Here is a 14,904-nt window from a genome sequence, read left to right on the forward strand (position 1 = left end):
GGCTGCTCCTAGGTGCCGTTGCGCACCAGCTGGTCGGGGCAGTACACCTGGGCGGCGATCCCCACGAACTGGGTGCCATGCTCGGTCGTCAGGCCCGGATTGCGTGCCTTGAGGCCCTCGAGTACCTGCGGGCTGGGTTGGCCCTCGGCGATGAACCCGCACACCATTTTCGCGGTGATGATGGCCTGGTCGGCGTTGTTGTAGGTGATGCCCGCCGCCCGCAACGACACCAGAAAGGCGGTGTCGGTCTCGGAGGGATCGGCATGAGCGGGCGCCGCAAAACAGACACAGCCCAGCGCGCCGAGCAGCGCCGCGCGGATTCTCACCAGCCCCTCCGTTGCGGTCGTGAACCCATCGGCTGATTCCTCCTTGCGACGTCGCGGCTGCGATAGACGATGTACGGCCGAAACAGATACCCGATCGGCGCGCTGAAAGCGTGCACCAGACGAGTGAACGGCCACAGCGCGAACAAAGTCAACGCAATCATGACGTGAACCTGGAAATACAGCGGCGCTTGCAGCATCAAATCGCCCCGTGGATCGAGCGTGAAGATCGACCGGAACCAGACCGAGACCGTCTGCCGGTAGTCGTGCTCCTCGCCGTAGGTGGTGGTCCCCATCAGGGTGCAGCTCATCCCGACCACCAGCGCACACACCAGCACCGCGTACATCAGCTTGTCGCTGACGCTGGTGGCCTTGAACACCGAGCGCTCGGTGCGGCGCCGGTAGATCAGCAGCCCGACACCGATCAGGGTGGCGATCCCGGCGGGCAGACCCAGGATCAGCGCCTGCAGGTGATAGAGCCGGTCGCTCATGCCCAGCGCTTCGGTCCACGACTCCGGGACGAACAGTCCCATGATGTGTCCTGCGATCACCACGAAGCTGCCGAAGTGGAACATCGGGCTGCCGATCCGCAGCAGCTTGGACTCATACAGCTGCGACGAGCGGGTGGTCCAGCCGAACTTGTCGTACTTGTATCGCCACCAGGTGGCGACGCCCGCGATCGCCAGCACGAAGTAGGGCACGATGTCCCACCACAGCTCCGCGGGGCTGGTGAGGGTGACGTCCGTCATCGGGTCGGAACCTTCGGCATTCCGAGCGGTACTGCTGCCGTGAACGGTTGCAGCCCAACGGCTTCCGCCGGCGGCCCGGATGCCATCAGCTGACTCACCTGTCGCACCTCCTGATCGGTTACCGCTGGGAGTGTCGCGCAGACCGCGGCCACGGCGAAGGCATACGGCGACCCGGCGTCGCTCAACGCACGGTGCAGGATGTCCAGCGGTGCGCGGTGCGCCAGCAGCAGCCGGCGACCGGCCTGCGGAGCCACCGTCGCGGCGAACTCCAGAACCACCGGCAGGTGGTCGGGCGCCTCGCCCACCGGCGGCTCGGCCCCGGCCTCGCGGTAGGCGGTGGCAAAGGCCAGCATCTGCATCCCGCGGTTGCGGGTGTCCCCACCGGTCCAGTAGGTCAGAAACATCGTCGAGCGCCGGCGCATGTCGAAGGTTTCGACGTAGTCGACTGCGGCCGCCATCGGGTCAGCAGCACGCAGCGCGGTAACCGTGCGCCGCAACAGATTCGCCGCCGATTCCTCGGCATGGGCGAGCAGTGCCTCAACGGTGTCGAGCCGCTGAGGCAGTTGGTCATCGGGATAGGACAGCAGCAGCGACGCCGCCTGCCACACCGCCCGGTCGGCGGGTCCGCCGGCCTGGCGTCGCAGGGAATGTATGAATCGCTTCACTGGTGCTCCGGGAACATCTCCGGCACGGCCCGCTCGCCGCCACCCCAGTTGAGCAGGTTGGTCCGGCCCCGCGGCCGCTGCGCGTGCCCGTTTTCGACCAGATGGAACGACGACTTCGCCACGTCATCGGCGCCGACGAACGGATCCTCCTCGTACGCCTCCGGTCCGCCGGTGATCGAACATCCCAGGTGTTCGAGATCGTGCGCCTGTTGGCTGTAGGCGGTGGGAATCACATAGCGCTCTTCGTATTTCGCGATCGCGAGCAGCCGGTACATGTTGTACATCTGCTCCTCGGTCATTCCGACCGAGTCGGGTATGTGCGGCTGGGTCTCGCGCCCCAGGCTGATGTCACGCATGTAGGAGCGCATCGCCGCCAGCCGGCGCAGCACGCCCTCGACCACTCCGGTGTCACCGGCGGTGAACAGCTCGGCGAGATAGGCCATCGGAATACGCAACGCGGAAAGCGCCCCGAAAAGGTTGCCCAGATCTTCGCCGTCGTGCCCGTCGCGGCTGACGGCGTCGACCACCGGAGACAACGGCGGGATGTACCAGACCATCGGCATGGTCCGGTACTCCGGGTGCAGGGGCAACGCCACCTTGTAGGTGTTGATCAGCGCGTAGATCGGCGACCGTTGCGCCGCCTCGATCCAGGCATCGGAGATCCCCTCGGCGCGCGCGCCCGCGATCACCTGCGGGTCGGTCGGGTCCAGGAACACCCCGCACTGCGCCTCATACAGGTCGGTGTCCTTGTCGACCGAAGCCGCTTCGAGCACCTTGTCGGCGTCGTAGAGCACCAGGCCGATGTAGCGCAGCCGGCCGACGCAGGTCTCCGAACAGACCGTCGGCAGGCCGACTTCGATACGGGGGTAACAGAAATGGCACTTCTCGGCCTTGCCGGTCTTGTGGTTGAAGTACACCTTCTTGTACGGGCATCCCGACACGCACAGCCGCCAGCCGCGACAGCGGTCCTGGTCAACCAGCACGATGCCGTCTTCTTCGCGCTTGTAGATGGCTCCGGTCGGGCACGACGCCACGCATGACGGATTCAGGCAGTGCTCGCAGATCCGCGGCAGGTAGAACATGAACGTTTCTTCGAGCTCGGTTTTGACCTGGTCGCTGACCTTCGCCAGGATCGGGTCGTTGACCAGGGTCTCCGGTGCCCCGGCGAGGTTGTCGTCCCAGTTGGGTCCCCACTCGATCTTCATCGGCTCGCCGGTGATCGAACTCTTCGGTGCCGCAACCGGGATGGTGTCCCCCAGCGGCGCGGTGGTGAGGTTCTCGTAGTCGTAGGTCCACGGCTCGTAGTAGTCCTTCAGGCCCGGCAGGTTGGGGTTGGCGAAGATGTTGAGCAGCTTGTGGAACCGGCCGCCGGCCAGCAGGCGCAACCGACCCCGCTTGTCCAGCGTCCAACCGCCCTTCCAGCGGCTCTGGTCTTCGTAGGTCCGCGGATACCCGCCGCCGGGGCGGGTTTCGACATTGTTGAACCAGACGTACTCGGTCCCCTCGCGGTTGGTCCAGGCCTGCTTGCACGTCACCGAACAGGTATGGCACCCAATGCATTTGTCCAGGTTCATCACCATGGCCATCTGCGCCATTACTTTCATGACTTCAGTACCTCACGTCCTGGCTGCGGCGCCGCACCACCGTCACCTCGTCGCGCTGATTGCCGGTCGGCCCCAGGTAGTTGAACGCGAACGCGTGTTGGCCGTAGCCACCGGCCAAGTGGCTGGGCTTGACCCGGATCCGGGTCAACGAGTTGTGGGTGCCGCCACGCTTGTTGTTGGTCTCGGCCCGCGGGGTGTCCACGGTGCGTTCCTGCACGTGGTAGACGAACACCACCCCGTCCGGCATCCGCTGGCTCACGATCGCGCGACCCACGAACACGCCGTTGACGTTGACGGCCTCGATCCAATCGTTGTCCTTGACACCGATTTTCGCCGCATCGCCCGGGCTCATCCACATGGTGGGGCCGCCGCGCGACAGCGACAGCATGTAGAGGTTGTCTTGGTAGGTGGAGTGGAACGACCACTTCGAATGCGGGGTCAGGTAGCGCACGGTGATCCCGATGCCGTCCCCGGTCTCGCCGAGTTCGGGGGCATCGAACAGCCTCGCCATGTCCAGTGGCGGGCGGTAGACCGGCAGATGTTCGCCGAGCTCCTCGATCCAGTCATGCGCGGTGTAGAAGTGCATCCGGCCGGTCAGGGTGTGGAACGGCTTGAGACATTCGATGTTGATCGTGAACGGGGCGTAGCGCCGTCCTCCGGTCTCACTGCCAGACCATTCCGGGCTGGTGACCACCGGCACCGGCCGCGCCTGGGTGTCGGCGTAGGTGATCCGCTTCTCCTCGCTGCCCTCGGACAGGTGCGCCAGCCGCTGGCCGGTGCGCTTCTCCAGCTCCCGGAAGCCCTCCGTCGCGATCCGGCCATTGGTGGTGCCCGACAGTGCCAGCACGGTGTCGGCCATCCGCGTCGCGGTGGTGAGCGCGGGGCGCCCGGTCCCGGCACCGGACTTCATCACCCCGAATCTGGCGGCCAGGTCCTCGACCTCTTCGTGCGGAAACACCGTGTAGCCCTTGGTGGTCAGCCCCAGGGTGTCCACCAGCGGGCCCAACGTCTGCCATTTGTCACCGATAGCGGAGTAATCACGCTCCACCACAGTGACTTTGGGCATAGTCTTGCCGGGAACCGGCGTCTCGCCGCTGCGCAGCCAGTCGCGCTCGGTGCCGTCGGGATAGGCCATCGCATCCGCGGTGTCGTGCTGCATCGCGGTGAGCACGACGTCGTTGCGGACGCCGAGGTGCTTGGCCGCCAGGGTGCTGAACGTCCGGGCGATCGCGCCGAAAGCGTCAAAGTCGCTGCGGGTCTCCCAGGGCGGGTCGATCGCCGCGCTGAACGAGTGCACGTAGGGGTGCATGTCGGTCGACGACAGGTCGGCCTTCTCGTACCAGGTGGCCGCCGGCAGCACGACATCGGACATCAGCGTGGTCGAGGTCATCCGAAAATCGATCGACATGAGCAGATCGAGCTTGCCCTCGGGAATGTCGCGGTCCCAGCGCACATCGGCCGGTTTCACCCCGCCGGCGGGCGGCTCGCCGATCACGCTGGCATCGGTGCCCAGCAGGTGCTTGAGGAAGTACTCACCGCCCTTGCCGGACGCGCCGATGAGGTTGGCCCGCCACACCGTGAGCACGCGCGGCCAGTTCACCGGGTTGTCCGGATCGGTGACCGACAGCTTCAAGTCGCCGGCGGCGAGTTTCTCTGCGACGTACTCCCCCGCATCACGGCCGGCGGCCTCGGCCTCATCGGCCACCTCCAGGCTGGAGCGGTCGAACTGCGGATAGAACGGGCTCCAGCCCATCGCGGTGGCCGACGCCAGGATGTCCATGGTGTGTCGGCCGTCGAATCGGCCGCGCCCGAGCGGCGTGGTCAGCTTCTCCGCCCCGTAGGCGTCGTAGCGCCATTGGTCGGTGTGGGCATACCAGTAGGAGGTGCCCGGCACCTGTCGCGCCGGCCGCGTCCAATCGCTGCCCGCGGCCATCGTGGCCCACCCGGTCAGCGGGCGCACCTTCTCCTGACCGACGTAGTGCGCCCAGCCGCCGCCGTTGCGGCCCATCGAGCCGGTGAGCATCAGCAGCGCGAGCACCGCGCGGTAGGTGGCGTCGCCGTGGAACCACTGGCAGATGCCACTGCCCATGATGATCATCGACCGGCCGCCGGATTCTTCTGCGTTGCGGGCGAATTCGCGCGCGACCCGGATCGCCTGCGCCGCGGAGACCCCGGTTATCGATTCCTGCCACGCCGGGGTGTTGACCTGCGTGCCGTCGTCATAACCGGTCGGCCACTCGCCGGGCAGCCAGGGCCGGCGCACCGAGTAGTTGGCCAGCATCAGGTCGAACACGGTGCAGACCAGGTGCTCGCCGACCTGTCGCACCGGCACCCCGCGCTCGACGACGGTGCCGTGGCCGGTCACGGCATCGAAGCCGGGCAGCGAGACCAGCGCCGCGGGCTGATCGCCGTTGCGGAATTTCGGGTTCCGGACGCTCAACGCCGGCCGCACGTCACCGAGGTCCAGGTTCCACTTGCCCATGCCCTCGTCGCCCCAGCGGAAGCCCAGCGAGCCGTGCGGCACAACGACACTGTCGGTGACCTCATCGAGCAGGGCCGGCTTGAACGCCGAGTTCTCGGTGTCCGCCAGATCTCCGCCCAGGTCGGCGGCGGTCAGGTTCTTGCCCGGAATCAGGCGGCCGTCACGCTCCTCCAGCTTGATCAGGAACGGCAGGTCGGTGTAGCGGCGCACGTAGTCGGTGAAGAACGGCACCTCCTGCTTGACGTAGCACTCGGTGAGGATGACGTGGCCCATCGCCATTGCCAATGCGCCGTCGGTGCCGGCCGCACACGGCATCCACTCGTCGGCGAACTTGGTGTTGTCGGCGTAGTCCGGGCTGACGGTGACCACCTTGGTGCCGCGGTATCGCACCTCGGCCATCCAGTGCGCGTCGGGCGTGCGGGTGATCGGGACGTTGGAGCCCCACATCATCAGATAGGCGGCGTCCCACCAGTCCCCGGATTCCGGGACGTCGGTCTGGTCGCCGAACACCTGGGGCGAGGCGACCGGCAGGTCGGCGTACCAGTCGTAGAACGACGTCATCACCCCGCCGAGCATCTGGATGAATCGGGAGCCTGCGGCGAACGACACCATCGACATCGCCGGAATCGGGGAGAACCCCGCGACCCGGTCCGGGCCGTAGGTCTTGATGGTGTGCACGTGGGCGGCGGCGATCATCTCGGTGGCTTCGGCCCAGGTCACCCGAACCAGCCCGCCCATGCCGCGGGCCTGCTGGTAGCGCCGGCGACGTTCGGGGTCGGCCTGGATGTCCGCCCAGGCCAGCACCGGGTCGCCCAGGCGCGCCTTGGCCTCCCGGAACATCTCGACCAGTACCCCGCGCGCGTAGGGGTAACGCACCCGAGTCGGCGAGTAGGAGTACCAGGAGAACGAGGCGCCGCGCGGGCAGCCTCGCGGCTCGTACTCGGGACGGTCCGGGCCCACCGAGGGATAGTCGGTGGCCTGGTTCTCCCAGGTGATGATGCCGTCCTTGACGAAGATCTTCCAGGAACACGACCCGGTGCAGTTCACCCCGTGCGTGGACCGGACCACCTTGTCGTGGCTCCAGCGGTCCCGGTAGAAGATGTCGGCCTCGCGCCCGCCCCGGTGGGTGACGGTGCGCAGGTCCGGGGAGACCTGTCCCCGGGTGAAGAACCGGCCGCTGCGTTCCAGTAGTTCTTCGAGGGGACCACCGACCCCGGTGGTTCGGCGAGGCTCGCCGGAGTCGGCCCCCGGGCCGGCGGAGGCGAGGGGAAGCCGGGACCGCCGTAGGAACCCGGTGGTGGGCGGTCGCGCTGCGCGTGTCATTTCCGATTCTCCTTCGGCGGGTCGGCGCGCTCCGACGGACTTCACGTAGGCCGGAGCCACCGCCGCACGCCCTATCAGGCCCGAAACACCAGCGTAGCGGGATATATCGCCCAACGACCCAATCCGTCGGGAAGATTTAACAGAGCCTTTTCACCAGAGTGCCTGAGCCAGCTCCGGCAGCCAAGCTCGATCAGCAGGTACCCAGTCAACGTCGGCCAGTTGCACAGCCGTCACCCAGCGGAGCGCCTGATGGTCATGGGGATGAGGTTCGCCGCCGGTCAGGCTGACCAGGTAGGCGCGCAGGGTCATGTCCGGGTTCAGCACCACATCGGCACCGAGGCGCTCCCCCACCGTGATCGCCCCGGCGTCCAGGCCCAACTCTTCGCCGAGTTCGCGGGCCAGGGCTGCTAGTTCGCTCTCCCCGGGCTTGACCTTGCCGCCGGGCAGTTCCCAGCGACCGGCCAGCTCCGGCGGGCGGAGCCGCTGCGCGATCAGCACCGTTCGCCCGGCCGCCGATTCGGCGATGACGGCTCCGGCGACGACGATCTGGGGTGACATGGCGTGTGAGGCTATACCGTCCTACCGTCGGGTATGGCTTTGTTGACTGACGACCAGGTAAACGCGGCGCTGCCCGACCTCGATGGCTGGGAGCACGCCGAGGGAGCGCTGCGGCGCTCGGTCAAGTTCGGCTCGTTTCTGGCCGGGATCGATGCCGTGCGTCGAGTCGCCGAACGTGCCGAAGCGGCCGATCACCACCCGGATATCGATATTCGCTGGCGCACCGTGACTTTCGTGCTGGTGACGCACTCCGAAGGCGGGATCACCGACAAGGACGTGGCGATGGCCGGTGAGATCAACCAGCTTCTCGCGGCGTGACCCGCGTGGTCGCCATCCAGCCCAAGGTGACCACGGCGCCGACGATGTAGACCAGGCCGGCCCACGCCAGGTACCAGGGCCTGCCGTCCTGCCAGATCGTCGGCTGGAAGAAGCTCAGCAACCACGGCACCCCGATAAGGGTGAGCGTCAGCCACATCCAGCCCAGGATTCGGGCGCCCGGGCGATCCGCGCACGGTCCGTAGAACAGCCAGATCATCAGCGGCAGCAGCCACACCCAGTGATGGGTCCAGGAGATCGGCGAGGCCAGCAGCCCGAAGAGCTCGACCACCAGTAACGACCCCAGGGGGTCGGGGCGGGCGGGAGTACTGTTCAGCGCCCGCCAGGCCAGTACGGCCAGCACCGCGGTGACGCCGATCGCGATCAGCACCGGCGGGCTGTAACCGGCGTCGTGTCCGAGGATGCGAGAGATCCCGCCCCGCCAGGACTGGTTGAACGAGGTTCCGATCGGCCCTACCCGGTGAGCGTCACCGAGAAGCTCGGTGAAGTAGCGCCGAGCCTGATCGCCGGTGGCCCAAACCGACACCGCAATGGTGCCGGCGAAGACGACGGCCGAGAACACCGCTGCGGCCCAGCGCCGTGCCGCGGCCAGATAGACCCCGGCGATCGCCGGGGTCAGCTTCACCCCGGCGGCCAGCCCGACCAACAGCCCCGACACCCACCACCGCCGGCTGTAGACCGCGTAGAGCACCGCCAGCACCAGGATCACATTGATCTGGCCGTAGTCGAAGGTGCTGCGCAACGGTTCGGACCAGATCCCCGCGGCCGTCCACAACATCGCGACCCGGCGGTTCAGCGAGGCTCGACGAAGGAGAGGCGAAGCTGGGACCGCCGCATCAGCCGAGCGGTTCGGCAAGGCTCCGCCGAGGAGGCGCTGGCACAACCGCACCACGCCATACAGGGCGGCCATCGTGCCGATCTGCCATCCGAGCGCAACCAGACCGAACGGCAGGAAATGCAGCGGGTAGAACACCACCGCGGCGAACGGCGGGTAGGTGAACGGCAGCGGGAAGTCCGGGGTCTGGTCGGCGTAGACGTAGTCATACAGCGCGCCGGGCTGGGCCAGCGCGGCCGCGCCACTGATGTAGACGTGCAGGTCGACGAAGTTGGCGCCGTGCGGAGTCAGGTAGGTCCAGGCAAGTCGCGCCGCGATGCTGACCACCAGCAGCCATGGAGCCCACGCAGTCAGGCGATTCGTCAGGGAACGCGCAGGCAAGGTGGCCCCGGTGTTCAAGGTGGTGTCTACCGGCACGACTCTAGCGAACGGCCGCCAGATCACCGTCGCGGTTCGGGTCCGTAACGGTTCCATAAATGACACACGTGTCACTTGAGCCTCACCAGCAACAGGCTAGCTTCAGTTTTCAGGAAGCCATCGCCGACGATTGGGGAAGTCATGTCGCGCCTCCAGACGCTGATCACCACCACACGCGCCACCGCCGCCAAAGCTGCCGTCGCAGCCGGATCATCGGCCGTGCTGGTCCTCGGCGCCGTCGGCGGGGTGGCCACAGCAGACCCGGCCATGCCGGCACTGCCGCTGCCCACCGCGGGATTTCCCGGGCTGCCCGCCATCGAGCAGTTGAGCCCGGTGATCCAGCAGGCCGCCGCCGACCCCGCCGGCGCGACCTCGCTGCTGATGGCCGCGGCCGCCGCATTCACCGGAAACTCCAACACGCCCGCAAGCTCGCGGCAGGTGGCCGACTCGGTGGCGCAGTTCGTGCAGGCGCCGCCGGAGGCACTGCCGAGCAATCACGTACCGACGGCCGGCTCGGAACCCGGGCTGGTGGCCCACCTGCCCAGCGGCATCGACCCGGCCAAGTCGGTGGGCCCGCTCCCGCAGGCCGCCATCAACGCACCCGAAGCCCTGCCCGCGCCCGCCGAAGCCCTCCCCGAGGCGGCCCCGGCAGCTCCCGAAGCCGCCTCGACCGTCGCGGCACCCGACGCGGCGACGGCGGCCACCCCCGGCTTCGGCCCGGACGCCCCACCGACCCAGGACTTCATGTACCCGTCCATCGGCCAGAACTGCCAGGCCGACGGCGGCAACGTCATCGCCACTGCGCTGTCGGTGGCCGGCCCGGCCACGATTCCGACCCCCGGCCCCAAGCCCGGCCAGACCGCCTACGTGTTCACCGCCATGGGAACCCCCGGCCCGGCCGAGACGCAGAAGCTGCCGCTGAACGTCACGTGGGTGAACCTGACCACCGGCAAGTCCGGTAGCGCCACCCTGCAGCCGCGCACCGACATCAACCCCGAAGGGCCGACGACGCTGACGGCGATCGTCGACACCGGTTCGGGCAGCATCATGTCGACGATCTTCGGTCAGGTCAGCACCAAGGACCACCAGTGCAACTTCCTGCCCACCATCGGCTCGACAGTGGTGCCCTGACGGCCATGACCGTCCCCCGCACGTCGGCACCTTGGACGTTGTTGATCGGCCTGGCTGCGATGTTGCTCCTGGCGATCAGCGGTTGCGCCGGCGAACGGCCGTCGCCGGAACGGTCGCCATCCGCGGACGCGGTTTCCGCGCCGGCGCCGATGAGCCCGCCGACTCAGCAGCTGCAACGCGATGTCGTGACCACCGGCAGCCTCAATATCGCGGTGACCGACGTCGGCGCATCGGTGGAACGGCTCACCGACCTGACCACCGAACTGGGTGGCCGCGTCGATGACCGCACCGAAAGCACGGCAGCGGGACGTTCCCACACCGCCGAGCTGACGGTGCGCATCCCCTCCCCCAAGGTCGATGAATTCCTCGACGACGCAAAGCAACTGGGCGACGTCTCGTCGATCGCGTTGCGGCACGACGACGTCACCGGCCAGCGTGTCGACCTCGATGCGCGGGTCGCCGCGTTGCAGGCGTCGGTGGACCGGTTGACCGCGCTGATGAAGTCGGCCTCCACCACGGCCGATCTGCTGCAGGCCGAGAAGGAGCTGGCGTCGCGGCAGGCCGACCTCGACAGCCTGCGCGCGCAGCGCACCCAGCTCGGCGACCAGATCAGCTACGCGACGCTCACCGTTTCGCTGGCCTCCGAGTTCGAGTCGTCCGCCCCCGGATTCCTCACGTCGGTTCGCCACGGCTGGCACGCCCTGCTGTCGTTCACCCACGGCCTGATCTCGATCGCGGGTTTCCTACTGCCCTGGCTACCGGTGATCGTGGTGATCACCGGCGTCGTGGTGGTCCTGCGCCGCAGGACCCGCCGGCCGCGTCAGTAGGCCATGAACAAGATGGCGTCCCGGTCGTACTCCATACCGGGGTGCACATCGGCGAGGTGCTTTTGCACCACTACGACGAGTTCGTCCTCGTCTTTGCCCGTCATCGCCTCGCCACACGGACAGTTCAGGTGAGTTTTCACTTCGTCGCCTTTCCCTTACTCTCTCGGGCCTGCTTCGCAGCCAATTTCTGGGCCTTCTTGGTGGATCGCACCTGCTGCAGCGACGACGCATCCACGACGTCGGCGATCGACAGGTGTGTTCCGGGCTCACCGTATGCCCCGGCAGCCTCCCGCCATCCCGACGGGGTCACGCCGTATTGCTTGCCGAGCAGGGCCAGAAAGATCCGGGCCTTCTGCTCGCCGTAGCCGGGCAGTGCCTTGAGGCGCTTGAGCACCTCGGCGCCATCGGGATCACCGACCGTCCACAATGCGGTCGTGTCGCCGCCGTACTGATCCAACACAGCTTTGGCCAGGGCTTGAACACGACCCGCCATCGAACCCGGAAACCGGTGCACCGCAGGCGTTTCAGCGAACAACGCTGCGAACTCGTCCGGATCACGCTCGGCGATGTCGTGCGGATCCAGCCCACCCATCCGGTCGGCGATCTTCTTCGGGCCGGCGAACGCGACCTCCATCGGGATCTGCTGATCGAGCAGCATTCCGACCAGCAGCGCGAACGGATCTGCGCTCAGCAACGCGTCGACAGGAGGGTCCCCGACCAGCTGCAGCTTCGGCACCCGGCCAGTCTAGAACCACCCGCGACCACCCCGCAGCGCTCTACCCCGGCCAACTAAAGAGTTCCGCAGGTCTGTGTCGGTGGAGTGTGCAACCGTGTAACGACACCACGAGCGGACGCATCTCCAGGAGAAGGACCATGAGACGTGTAGCGGCAGCGCTGATTGCAGCGGCGGTTTCCGCGCTTGCCTTGGCCGCCACGGCCGGCGCAATACCGGACCAGGGCACCCCGGAATTCGACACCTACATGGAGGGCCTGGAACGCAACGGGTTCAACCTGAATCCGGACACCGCCTGGCGCCTGGCCCACCAGGCATGCGAAGGCGGACTTCCGGGCTATATCGGGTTGGAACTCGCTGCACAGGGGGTCGTCGGGCCCGGCGCGAACCAGCGGGTGATGGACGTGGCACGCAAGTACGCCTGCCCGGTGCAGTAGCTACCCGCTCTTGCGGCGGAATTCCCGACGGCTCTCCAGCGGCCCGTGCGACCGTGACTGCTTGGCGCCGCCGTCCTTGTGGTCGGAGCCGCCCGCCGACTTCGCCTTCTTACGCTCCAGCGCCTCCCGGAACTTGCGCTTGTTCTCGTCTGCGGCGGAATCTGATTCGGGCATACCCCGGAGCCTAGCCCAGCGCATGGCCTACCGGTGGCAGATGCTCAGCGCACGCCCGGTGGCATGCCGTAAAGGTGATGGATGGGCAGCGTCAGCAGCACGCGACGGTCGGTCACCATGGCCTGGCGGTACTCGTCCCAGTCCGGGTGTTCCCCGGCGATGTTGCGGTACAACGTAATCAACGCCTCGACGGTGTCGTCGTCGGGCGCGGCGGCCGGCGGCGTCAGCTGGGCATCCCCCTCGGCGACGGCATAGGACCAGCCGTCGTCGGAATCGACCAGCAGCGACGCCCTGGGATCACGGCGCAGGTTGCGGGTCTTGGCTCGCGGTTCGGTGACCGAGACCTGCACCACCAGAGACCGCGGATCGAAGTAGTACTGCACGTTCGACAGCTGCGGGCGCCCGTCGCGTTTGAGGGTGGCCAAGACACCGAGTGAGTTCCCGCTGATCAAGGCAAGCAACTTGTCGTCGAATACCTGGCGTCCCATGATCGAAGCCTACCGACGCGTCCGGTTATTGCCATCGTTCTTCCACCGATTGGAGTCGTCTCATGACCCGGTATGCACTGTTTCTGCGCGGCGTGAACGTCGGCGGAGTCAACCTCAAGATGGCCGAGGTCGCCGCCACGCTGACCACCGCCGGATTCTCCGAGGTCCGCACCCTTCTTGCCAGCGGCAACGTGCTGCTGGACTCGCCCGCCAATGCCGCGAAGGTGCGTACCACCGCCGAGGCGGCGTTGCGGGAGCGCTTCGGCTATGAGGCCTGGGTGCTGGTCTATGACGTGGAGACGGTGCGCGACATCGTGGCTGCCTATCCCTTCGAACCCGAGATCCCCGACCAGCACTCCTATGTCACGTTCGTCGCCGACGACGCGGCGCTGTCCGAACTGTCTGGGCTCGCAGCCGATGCCGAGGAGAAGATCACCCCCGGTGACGGGGTGATCTACTGGCAGATCCCCAAGGGCGACACCCTGACCAGCACGGTGGGAAAGACGATGGGCAACAAGCGGTACAAGTCCGCCACCACCACCCGCAACCTGCGCACTCTGAACAAAATGCTGCGCTAATGCGCGCACCGGTAAGGTCGCAGACGTGAGCCAGGCACAGAAAGTCACCCTGACCGGGGTCTCCGAAACCGCGTTGCTGACGTTGAACGCTCGGGCGACAGAAGCCCGCCGCTCCGACGGGATCATCGATGACCCGATGGCGATCCGCCTCGCCGATTCGATCGACTTCGATTTCGCGAAGTTCGGGCCGACGCGCCAGGACATCGCCCTGCGCGCCTTGGCCTTCGACGAGCAGACCCGGCAGTTTCTGGATCAGCACCCGTCGGGCACCGTGGTGGCCCTGGCCGAGGGCCTGCAGACCAGCTTCTGGCGGGTGAGCGCGAGCGTTCCCGGCGCCGCGTTCCGCTGGCTCACCGTCGATCTCCCGCCGATCGTCGACATCCGCACCCGGCTGCTGCCGGCGTCGCCGCAGGTCTCAGTGTGCGCCCAATCCGCCTTGGACTACACCTGGATGGACCGGGTCGATCCGGACAACGGCGTGTTCATCAGCGCCGAGGGCCTGCTGATGTACCTGCAGCCCGAGCAGTCGCTGGCACTGATCGCCGAGTGTGCCCGCCGATTCCCGGGTGGGCGGCTGCTCTTCGATGTACCGCCGCCGTTGATGGCGATGCTGATTCGCCGCGGGGTGTGGACCTCGCTGCGCTACAAGGCTCCGCCGATGCCGTTCAACCTGTCGGTGAGCGAGGCCGCCGATCTGGTGAACACCATGCCCGGCATCCGGGCCGTTCGCGATCTGCCGTTGCCGGCCGGGCGCGGCTGGCTGTTCAACACCCTGCTCTCGAGCGCCTATCGGCTGCGCTTCCTCGACCCGGTCCGTCCGTCACTGACCCTGCTGGAATTCGGCTAGGTAGCGTCGGCGCTGCCGAAGGCCGCGTCGAGGTAGCGCAGCGCATCGGCCTTGCCCAAACCGACCGCGCGGGCCGCGGCCGCGAAAGCGCCGGCCGCCTGCGTCATGGTCGCATCTGCTGGGTCACTGCTCGCCACGAAAGTGCCGAACCGGCCCCGCGTTTCGACGACGCCGCCGGCCTCCAGCTCGCGGTAGGCGCGCGCGACCGTGTTGACCGCAAGTCCCAGCTGACTCGCCAGTTCGCGCACCGTCGGCAGCCGCGTTCCCGCGGGCAGGGCCCCGGCCCGGACCGCCGCGATCAGCGCAACCCTGATCTGATCGAACAGCGGCACGTCGGCATGCGCGTCGGTTTTCAGCAGGTCCGCGAAGTCCATTGGGCCAGTATCCCGCTATCTTG

General features: G+C 67.3%; 18 protein-coding genes. 6 read left to right on the top strand and 12 right to left on the bottom strand.

The genetic code is table 11. The annotated features are described in order from the left end of the window. Nucleotides 1-8: 8 nt before the first annotated feature. The 6 genes from ACJH5R_RS00170 to ACJH5R_RS00195 form a co-directional block, all read right to left on the bottom strand. Nucleotides 9-326 carry a DUF732 domain-containing protein gene (locus tag ACJH5R_RS00170; RefSeq protein WP_406758790.1) on the bottom strand — a complete coding sequence of 106 codons (318 nt, stop codon included), beginning with the start codon at nucleotides 324-326 and terminating at the stop codon, nucleotides 9-11. Beyond that, entirely contained in the window at nucleotides 323-1,072 is a 750-nt protein-coding gene (gene narI, locus ACJH5R_RS00175) for a respiratory nitrate reductase subunit gamma (RefSeq protein ID WP_406758789.1), read from the bottom strand. The genes ACJH5R_RS00170 and narI overlap by 4 nt, the downstream gene beginning before the upstream one ends. Further along, the gene (gene narJ / locus ACJH5R_RS00180) at nucleotides 1,069-1,737 is read right to left on the bottom strand and encodes a nitrate reductase molybdenum cofactor assembly chaperone (protein ID WP_406758788.1); all 669 of its coding nucleotides are present in this window, start codon (nucleotides 1,735-1,737) and stop codon (nucleotides 1,069-1,071) included. The genes narI and narJ overlap by 4 nt, the downstream gene beginning before the upstream one ends. Next, nucleotides 1,734-3,341: a nitrate reductase subunit beta gene (narH, locus tag ACJH5R_RS00185; protein ID WP_406758787.1), complete on the bottom strand. Its 1,608-nt coding sequence runs from the start codon at nucleotides 3,339-3,341 to the stop codon at nucleotides 1,734-1,736. The genes narJ and narH overlap by 4 nt, the downstream gene beginning before the upstream one ends. Nucleotides 3,342-3,345: 4 nt before the next feature. Next, nucleotides 3,346-7,146, bottom strand: coding sequence for a nitrate reductase subunit alpha (locus ACJH5R_RS00190; protein ID WP_406758786.1), 3,801 nt, complete (start codon nucleotides 7,144-7,146; stop codon nucleotides 3,346-3,348). A gap of 150 nt (nucleotides 7,147-7,296) precedes the next feature. Continuing rightward, on the bottom strand, nucleotides 7,297-7,704 hold the full coding sequence (locus tag ACJH5R_RS00195; RefSeq protein ID WP_406758785.1) for a (deoxy)nucleoside triphosphate pyrophosphohydrolase: 408 nt from the start codon (nucleotides 7,702-7,704) through the stop codon (nucleotides 7,297-7,299). A gap of 33 nt (nucleotides 7,705-7,737) precedes the next feature. On the opposite strand from ACJH5R_RS00195, the gene ACJH5R_RS00200 reads away from it, so the two are divergent. Further along, nucleotides 7,738-8,022: a 4a-hydroxytetrahydrobiopterin dehydratase gene (locus ACJH5R_RS00200; RefSeq protein ID WP_406758784.1), complete on the top strand. Its 285-nt coding sequence runs from the start codon at nucleotides 7,738-7,740 to the stop codon at nucleotides 8,020-8,022. Here ACJH5R_RS00200 and ACJH5R_RS00205 read toward each other — a convergent pair. Then, the gene (locus ACJH5R_RS00205) at nucleotides 8,000-9,349 is read right to left on the bottom strand and encodes a mannosyltransferase (protein ID WP_406781053.1); all 1,350 of its coding nucleotides are present in this window, start codon (nucleotides 9,347-9,349) and stop codon (nucleotides 8,000-8,002) included. The two genes, ACJH5R_RS00200 and ACJH5R_RS00205, sit on opposite strands and share 23 nt — an antisense overlap. Nucleotides 9,350-9,433: 84 nt before the next feature. Here ACJH5R_RS00205 and ACJH5R_RS00210 point away from each other — a divergent pair, with 84 nt between their 5' ends. Both ACJH5R_RS00210 and ACJH5R_RS00215 read left to right on the top strand, forming a co-directional pair. Beyond that, nucleotides 9,434-10,423 (top strand): hypothetical protein, encoded by a 990-nt coding sequence (locus ACJH5R_RS00210; RefSeq protein ID WP_406758782.1) that lies wholly within the window; start codon nucleotides 9,434-9,436, stop codon nucleotides 10,421-10,423. A 5-nt stretch (nucleotides 10,424-10,428) separates the two neighbouring features. Further along, nucleotides 10,429-11,250: a DUF4349 domain-containing protein gene (locus ACJH5R_RS00215; protein ID WP_406781054.1), complete on the top strand. Its 822-nt coding sequence runs from the start codon at nucleotides 10,429-10,431 to the stop codon at nucleotides 11,248-11,250. Here ACJH5R_RS00215 and ACJH5R_RS00220 read toward each other — a convergent pair. Together ACJH5R_RS00220 and ACJH5R_RS00225 are read right to left on the bottom strand one after the other, a co-directional pair. Beyond that, nucleotides 11,244-11,390: a DUF1059 domain-containing protein gene (locus ACJH5R_RS00220; protein ID WP_308486008.1), complete on the bottom strand. Its 147-nt coding sequence runs from the start codon at nucleotides 11,388-11,390 to the stop codon at nucleotides 11,244-11,246. The two genes, ACJH5R_RS00215 and ACJH5R_RS00220, sit on opposite strands and share 7 nt — an antisense overlap. Continuing rightward, nucleotides 11,387-11,986 carry an HhH-GPD-type base excision DNA repair protein gene (locus ACJH5R_RS00225; RefSeq protein WP_406758780.1) on the bottom strand — a complete coding sequence of 200 codons (600 nt, stop codon included), beginning with the start codon at nucleotides 11,984-11,986 and terminating at the stop codon, nucleotides 11,387-11,389. The genes ACJH5R_RS00220 and ACJH5R_RS00225 overlap by 4 nt, the downstream gene beginning before the upstream one ends. Before the next feature lie 137 nt (nucleotides 11,987-12,123). Here ACJH5R_RS00225 and ACJH5R_RS00230 point away from each other — a divergent pair, with 137 nt between their 5' ends. Further along, entirely contained in the window at nucleotides 12,124-12,420 is a 297-nt protein-coding gene (locus tag ACJH5R_RS00230; protein WP_406758779.1) for a DUF732 domain-containing protein, read from the top strand. Here the strand turns inward: ACJH5R_RS00230 and ACJH5R_RS00235 are convergent, their stop codons facing one another. Both ACJH5R_RS00235 and ACJH5R_RS00240 read right to left on the bottom strand, forming a co-directional pair. After that, entirely contained in the window at nucleotides 12,421-12,594 is a 174-nt protein-coding gene (locus tag ACJH5R_RS00235; RefSeq protein ID WP_308486005.1) for a DUF5302 domain-containing protein, read from the bottom strand. Between the two features lie 44 nt (nucleotides 12,595-12,638). Beyond that, the gene (locus ACJH5R_RS00240; RefSeq protein WP_406758778.1) at nucleotides 12,639-13,082 is read right to left on the bottom strand and encodes a PPOX class F420-dependent oxidoreductase; all 444 of its coding nucleotides are present in this window, start codon (nucleotides 13,080-13,082) and stop codon (nucleotides 12,639-12,641) included. A 62-nt stretch (nucleotides 13,083-13,144) separates the two neighbouring features. Here ACJH5R_RS00240 and ACJH5R_RS00245 point away from each other — a divergent pair, with 62 nt between their 5' ends. Both ACJH5R_RS00245 and ACJH5R_RS00250 read left to right on the top strand, forming a co-directional pair. Then, nucleotides 13,145-13,660 (top strand): DUF1697 domain-containing protein, encoded by a 516-nt coding sequence (locus tag ACJH5R_RS00245; RefSeq protein ID WP_406781055.1) that lies wholly within the window; start codon nucleotides 13,145-13,147, stop codon nucleotides 13,658-13,660. Between the two features lie 25 nt (nucleotides 13,661-13,685). Next, complete coding sequence (locus ACJH5R_RS00250) at nucleotides 13,686-14,507, top strand: class I SAM-dependent methyltransferase (RefSeq protein WP_406781056.1); 822 nt, start codon at nucleotides 13,686-13,688, stop codon at nucleotides 14,505-14,507. On the opposite strand, the gene ACJH5R_RS00255 is transcribed toward ACJH5R_RS00250, so the two are convergent. After that, complete coding sequence (locus tag ACJH5R_RS00255) at nucleotides 14,504-14,881, bottom strand: GntR family transcriptional regulator (protein WP_406781057.1); 378 nt, start codon at nucleotides 14,879-14,881, stop codon at nucleotides 14,504-14,506. The genes ACJH5R_RS00250 and ACJH5R_RS00255 overlap by 4 nt on opposite strands. Nucleotides 14,882-14,904: the final 23 nt, after the last annotated feature.

Origin of the sequence: Mycobacterium sp. SMC-19 (genome assembly GCF_045310815.1) — a bacterium.
Taxonomy (GTDB): domain Bacteria; phylum Actinomycetota; class Actinomycetes; order Mycobacteriales; family Mycobacteriaceae; genus Mycobacterium.